This is a genomic window from Isoptericola sp. NPDC060257, from assembly GCF_042726645.1.
GTDB lineage: Bacteria > Actinomycetota > Actinomycetes > Actinomycetales > Cellulomonadaceae > Isoptericola > Isoptericola nanjingensis.
Window position 1 is genome coordinate 1 of sequence record NZ_JBHXAW010000247.1, and the last position, 6,621, is coordinate 6,621.

The 6,621-nt window shown below is 72.0% G+C and carries 4 protein-coding genes; 2 read left to right on the forward strand and 2 right to left on the reverse strand.

What is annotated here, in order from left to right; genetic code table 11:
* Positions 1-122: 122 nt before the first annotated feature.
* Complete coding sequence (locus ACFWEK_RS17035; RefSeq protein ID WP_430554801.1) at positions 123-2,354, reverse strand: NADP-dependent isocitrate dehydrogenase; 2,232 nt, start codon at positions 2,352-2,354, stop codon at positions 123-125.
* Between the two features lie 169 nt (positions 2,355-2,523).
* Here ACFWEK_RS17035 and ACFWEK_RS17040 point away from each other — a divergent pair, with 169 nt between their 5' ends.
* Entirely contained in the window at positions 2,524-4,029 is a 1,506-nt protein-coding gene (locus ACFWEK_RS17040; protein WP_430554802.1) for an RNB domain-containing ribonuclease, read from the forward strand.
* Between the two features lie 32 nt (positions 4,030-4,061).
* On the opposite strand, the gene ACFWEK_RS17045 is transcribed toward ACFWEK_RS17040, so the two are convergent.
* Positions 4,062-4,499: a YybH family protein gene (locus ACFWEK_RS17045; RefSeq protein WP_430554803.1), complete on the reverse strand. Its 438-nt coding sequence runs from the start codon at positions 4,497-4,499 to the stop codon at positions 4,062-4,064.
* Positions 4,500-4,780: 281 nt separating this feature from the next.
* On the opposite strand from ACFWEK_RS17045, the gene ACFWEK_RS17050 reads away from it, so the two are divergent.
* A complete protein-coding gene (locus tag ACFWEK_RS17050) occupies positions 4,781-6,529 on the forward strand; it encodes an ABC transporter substrate-binding protein (protein WP_430554804.1) in 1,749 nt (582 codons plus the stop codon).
* Positions 6,530-6,621: the final 92 nt, after the last annotated feature.

A 6,621-nucleotide genomic window follows, 5' to 3' on the forward strand; every position in this document is an offset into this window, starting at 1 on the left:
GCGCGCTCACGGGCGCACGTTCTTCTGCCACTACGCGGGTTTCTCCTGCTACGCGATGGTGCTGCTCGGCCTCATGGCATGGGCGCCCGTGCTCCCTCGCCGACTTGCGAACTACCTCGGCGTCAGAGTGCCTCGAGCGCCGTGTTGAAGGTGGCGGACGGGCGCATCACCGCGGCGGCCTTGGCGGCGTCGGGGCGGTAGTAGCCGCCGATGTCGGCGGGCGAGCCCTGGACGCCGACGAGCTCGTCGACGATCGTCCGCTCCTGCTCGGCGAGCGACGCCGCGAGCGGGCCGAACGCGGCGGCCAGCTCGGCGTCGTCCGACTGCGCGGCGAGCTCCTGCGCCCAGTACAGGGCGAGGTAGAAGTGCGAGCCGCGGTTGTCGATGCCGCCGACGCGCCGCGTCGGGGACTTGTCCTGGTCGAGGAACGTGCCCGTGGCGCGGTCGAGGGTGTCGGCGAGCACCTGGGCGCGCGCGTTGCCGGTGACGGTCGCCAGGTGCTCGAACGACGCGGCCAGCGCGAAGAACTCGCCCAGCGAGTCCCAGCGCAGGTAGTTCTCCGCGAGGAGCTGCTGCACGTGCTTCGGGGCGGAGCCGCCGGCGCCGGTCTCGAAGAGGCCGCCGCCGTTCATCAGCGGCACGACCGACAGCATCTTGGCCGACGTCCCCAGCTCGAGGATGGGGAACAGGTCCGTGTTGTAGTCGCGGAGCACGTTGCCCGTCACCGAGATGGTGTCGAGGCCCTGGCGGATGCGCGCCAGGGAGAACGCCGTGGCCTCGGCCGGCGCCATCACGTGGATGTCGAGGCCGTCGGTGTCGTGGTCGCCCAGGTACTCCTCGACCTTGGCGATGAGCTGTGCGTCGTGGCCGCGCTGCGCGTCGAGCCAGAACACGGCGGGGGAGCCGGTGGCGCGGGCGCGGTTGACGGCGAGCTTGACCCAGTCGCGGATCGCGACGTCCTTGGTGGTGCAGGCGCGCCAGATGTCGCCGGCCTGGACGTCGTGGCTCAGCAGCACGTCACCGGCCGCGTTCACGACCTCGACGGTGCCGTCCGCGGGGATCTCGAACGTCTTGTCGTGCGAGCCGTACTCCTCGGCCTTCTTGGCCATGAGGCCCACGTTGGGCACGGAGCCCATGGTGGCCGGGTCGAGGGCGCCGTTCGCGCGGCAGTCGTCGATGACGGTCTGGTAGACGCCGGCGTACGACGAGTCGGGGATGACGGCGAGCGTGTCGTGCTCCTTGCCGTCGGGGCCCCACATGTGGCCGCCGCCGCGGATCATCGCGGGCATGGAGGCGTCGATGATGACGTCGGACGGCACGTGCAGGTTGGTGATGCCACGGTCGGAGTCCACCATCGCGAGGGCCGGGCCGTCGGCGAGGCCCTGCTCGACGGCGGCGCGGATCTCCGCGCCGTGGGGCAGCGTGTCGACCGTGGACAGCAGGTAGCCGAGGCCGTCGTTGGGGGAGATGCCCGCGGCCTTGAGCTCGTCGCCGTACTTCTCGAACAGGGCGGGGAAGAACGCCTGCACCACGTGGCCGAAGATGATCGGGTCGGAGACCTTCATCATCGTGGCCTTGAGGTGCGCGGAGAACAGCACGCCCTCGGCCTTGGCGCGGGCGACCTGCTCGGCGAGGAAGGTGTTCAGCGCCGCGACGGACATGAAGGTCGCGTCGACGACCTCGCCCGCCTCGACCTTCAGTCCGTCCTTGAGGACGGTCGTGCCGGCCGGGGTGACCAGGCGGATCGTCAGGGTGTCGTCGGCGGGGACCACGACGGACTTCTCGTTGGAGAAGAAGTCGTTCTCGCCCATCGTCGCGACGTTCGTCCTCGAGTCGGCCGACCAGGCGCCCATGCGGTGCGGGTGCGCCTTCGCGTAGTTCTTCACCGAGGCGGGGGCGCGGCGGTCCGAGTTGCCCTCGCGCAGCACCGGGTTCACGGCCGAGCCCTTGACCTTGTCGTACCGGGCGCGCACGTCCTTCTCGGCGTCGGTCTGCGGGTCCTCGGGGTAGCTCGGGACGTCGTAGCCCTGGGCCTGCAGCTCGGCGACGGCGGCCTTGAGCTGCGGCACGGACGCCGAGATGTTCGGCAGCTTGATGATGTTGGCGCCGGGGGTGGTGGCCAGCGCGCCCAGCTCGGCGAGCGCGTCGCCGATGCGCTGGTCGTCGGTGAGCCGCTCGGGGAACTGGGCGAGGATGCGGCCCGCGAGGGAGATGTCGCGCGTCTCGAGCGTGACCCCGGCCTGGGCGGCATACGCCTCGACGATCGGGAGGAACGAGTACGTCGCGAGCAGCGGCGCCTCGTCGGTGTGCGTGTAGATGATCGTGGCGGCCTCGGGCCGGGACTCGGTGGTCATGCGGCGATGCTCCCTAGGCAGGGCAGTGGTGGACGAGAGATTGTTTGACATCAAGATATCTGGCCGCGGCGGAGCCTGTCGAAAACCCGGGCGTCCGCCGTGCCGTGCTGTGCCTCACGGTCCGGCCCCTCGCCGCGCGGCACCCGGCGTGCGCCGTTACGGTCGAGCGGTGCCGACGCGTCAGCTCCATCTCGCCCAGGCGGGCCCGGCCGAGGTCGCCGACGCCCTCGCCGCGCTCCGCGCCGAGGTCGGCCTGCCCGCGATGTTCCCGGCCCAGGTGCGGGACGAGGCGGAGAAGTCCGCCGCCGACGGCGGGTCGGCTCTCGGGGGCAAGGGACGGCAGGGCCGTCAGGACCGCCGCGACGTCGAGCTCGTGACCATCGACCCGCCCGGCTCCATGGACCTCGACCAGGCCGTGCACGTCGCGTCGTCCGGCCGCGGGTACATCGTCCGGTACGCCATCGCGGACGTCGCCGCGTTCGTCCGACCGGGCGGCGCGCTCGACGCCGAGACCCACCGTCGCGGCACCACCGTCTACGGCCCGGACGTGCGCACCCCGCTGCACCCGCCCGTCCTCTCCGAGGGGGCCGCGAGCCTGCTGCCCGACGAGGACCGTCCGGCCGTCCTGTGGACGATCGGGCTCGACGCGGACGGCGAGATCACCAGCAGCTCCGTGACCCGCGCGACCGTGCGGTCGCGCGCCCGCCTCACCTACGGCGAGGTCCAGGGCCAGCTCGACGCGGGGACGGCGTCGGACTCCCTGTCCCTGCTGGCGGACGTGGGCCGCCTGCGGCAGGAGCGCGAGCGGGACCGCGGCGGGGTGTCGCTGGAGGTCCCCGAGCAGGAGATCGCGTCCGGGCCCGACGGGTCGTTCACGCTCGAGCTGCGGCGCACCCTCCCCGTCGAGGGCTGGAACGCGCAGATCTCGCTGCTCACCGGCATCGCCGCGGCGGCCATGATGCGGGAGGCGGGCATCGGCCTGCTGCGCACGCTGCCCCCTGCGGACGACCGCGACGTCGCGCGCCTGCGCCGCACGGCCGCGGCCCTCGGCATCGACTGGCCCGACGAGGTCTCGTATGCGCAGCTCGTCCCGACGCTCGAGTCGCGTCGTCCCACCCACGCGGCCTTCCTCGCCGAGGCGACGTCGCTCTTCCGGGGCGCGGGCTACCTGGCGTTCGGCGTGCCGGGGCCCGACGGCGGGCCGCCGGTCGCGCTGCCCGCGGACGCCCGGCACGCGGCGATCGCGGCCGAGTACGCCCACGTGACGGCGCCGCTCCGGCGGCTCGCCGACCGCTACGCCACGGAGGTGTGCCTCGCGCACGCCGCCGGCAAGGAGCCGCCCGCCTGGGTGACCGAGGCGCTCCCCACCCTGCCCGAGACGATGGCGGCGGCTTCCCGCACGGCGGGTGCGTTCGAGCGCGGCTGCGTGGACGTCGTCGAGGCGGCGCTGCTCGCCGGGCGCGAGGGACAGGCCTTCGACGGCGTCGTCGTCGACGTGCGCGGCGACGGCGAGGAAGGCGCGCCGGACGGCCCGCAGCGCGGCGAGGTCATGCTCGAGGCGCCGGCCGTGCGGGCACGCATCGAGGGCGTCGGGCTGCCGCTGGGCGAGCGCGTCCGCGCGACGTTGGCAGAGGCGTCGGTGCCCGACCGACGGGTGCTCTTCACGCTGGGCTGACGACGCGGCCGGGGAGGCCCGACTCTCCCGGGTCAGGGCTCGAGGTCGACGGCCGCGGCCCCGGTGCGCACGTCCACGGGGACGGACACCTGGTCGTGCGCGACCAGCCAGCGCCCACCGTCGCGACGCAGGCCGAACGTGCCGCGGACCCACGTCCCGGGCACGGACGTGCCATCGGCGAGGGTGCCGCTGAGCCGGCCGAAGGCGTGCCCGAAGGCGACGTGCTCGTCGACGGTCAGGGCGAGGTCGCGCAGCTCGTAGTCGACGGTCGCGAAGGCGTCGAACACCTGCACCCAGTTCCGCAGCTTGGCGTCGATCCCGACGTGCTGCAGCGGGGGCTCGACGTCGAACGAGACGACGTCGGGTGCGTAGACCCCGCGCACCGCGTCGAGGTCCTTGGCGCGCAGGGCGCGGACGAGAGACCTCAGCAGCTCCTGGATCGCGCGCTCGTGGTGGTGGTTCGCGGTCATGGTCGCTCCTGGGAGAGGGGTTCTGGGCCGAGGCGAGGATCGGGCCTCACCCGACCGACGACGGCGGGCGCGGGGACGTGACGGGTCCGCGCCCTGCCGTGGCCGGCTCGGTCCTCGCGCAGCCCGGTTCCCGGGCAGGCGCCCAGGTGACGTTTTGATAACACTCCTGCCTTATAACGATTCAAGGTCTAGCGCCGTCCCTGTGACTATTCGTTAAGGTTCCTTCCCTAAGCGTGAGCGATCGCGGCGTGAGGGTGCGCTGCCGACTGGAAGGACCAACGATGATCCGAGGGAAGATCCGCGGACGGTGGCTCGCAGCCGCCGCCGCCCTGACCAGCGTGACCCTCCTGGCCGCCGGGTGCTCCGGTTCCGCCGAGGGCAACGACGGTGGCGACGGCACCAGCGCCCCCGCGGCCGAGGGGCAGGCCACCGACCAGGAGCTCGTGATCTGGGCGGGCTCGCAGACCCCGATCACCCCCAACTTCAACCCCTACGCGGTGGGCGTGCTGCACCTCGCCAACGGCGGCATCTACGAGTCGCTGTTCGCGTACAACAAGCTCCAGGACGTGGACCCCACGCCGATGCTCGCCGAGTCGTTCGAGTGGAACGAGGACGGTACCGAGCTCACGGTGAAGCTCCGCAGCGGGGTGCAGTGGAACGACGGCCAGCCGTTCACGGCGGACGACGTCGTGTACTCGTTCACGAACGACACCGCCAAGCCCGTCTACCTCAAGGACGCGGTCGCGCAGGACGAGTCCACCGTGGTGTTCTCCTTCGACGAGCCGGCGTTCGCGAACGAGTTCGCGATCCTCGGCAGCACGTACATCGTGCCGAAGCACGTGTTCTCCGAGCACGAGAAGGACTCCGGCGAGGACGCCGAGGGCAACGCCCTCACCGGGCTCGTGGCGTGGGACAACGCGGAGTCCCCGGTCGGCACGGGCCCGTACATGCTCGACACGGCGTCCAACGCCGCGTACACGGCGAAGGCCAACCCCGACTACTGGGGCGGGGCGCCGAAGGTCGCCTCCCTGCGCTACGTCGGCATCGACGCCAACCAGTCCGCGGAGGACCTGCTCACCACCGGGCAGATCGACTGGACCACGATGTTCGTGCCGGATCCCGAGCGGATCACCTCGACCGGTGGCTTCGGGTACGTCAACACGCCCGTCGACCCCGTCGTGCTGTACACGTGCTCCAACACCGACCTGGGCTGCGAGGGCGCCCAGACGGACGTCGCCGTCCGCCAGGCGCTCGACGCCGCCATCGACCGCTCCGCGATCACCGAGAAGGCGTTCGTCGGGCTCGCCAAGCCGATCTCGCCGACGTTCGCGCTGCTCGGCCGCGACGACAAGTGGATCGCGGACGGCATGCCGAAGGAGTCGCCGCAGAGCGCCGACGCCGCGGCCGCCGGGAAGATCCTCGAGGAGGCCGGCTACACCAAGGACGCCGACGGCTTCTACGGCAAGGACGGCAAGCCGATCGACCTGACGCTGACCTCCGTCGACGGCTGGTCGGACTTCAACAACGCCGCCAAGCTCATCGAGGAGCAGGCCAAGGCCGCGGGCCTCAAGGTCACCGCGTCCACGATCTCCTGGAACGAGTTCGCCGACGCGCGCGTCTCCGGCGAGTTCGAGCTGATCATGGGCGGCGTCGTCGGCACCTCGCTGGCCGACCCGTTCCAGATCTACCGCGAGTGGTTCACCGGCGACTACACCCAGAAGGTCGGCACCGCGCTCGAGCCGGGCGAGTGGAACATCTCCCGCTACGACAACGACGAGGTGAACGCCGCCGTCGAGGCCGCCTCCCACACGAACGACGAGGCCGCCAAGAAGGAGGCCTACGCCACCGTCCAGGAGCACATCGTCGAGGACCTGCCGTACATCCCGATCGTCGTGAACGGCACGCAGACGTTCTTCAACACGACGAAGTTCGCCGGCTGGCCCACGGAGGACGACATGTACATGTTCCCGCCGTCGTGGCAGGGCCCGTCCTCGGGCGTCATCCTCGGCAAGCTCGGCGGCGCCCAGTAACGCGCTCCCGACCCGGTGTCCGGCGGGGTACCCCGCCCGCCGGGCCCCCCCCCCACCCGCCCCCCGACGCCGGGAGGCACCCCGCGAGGTGG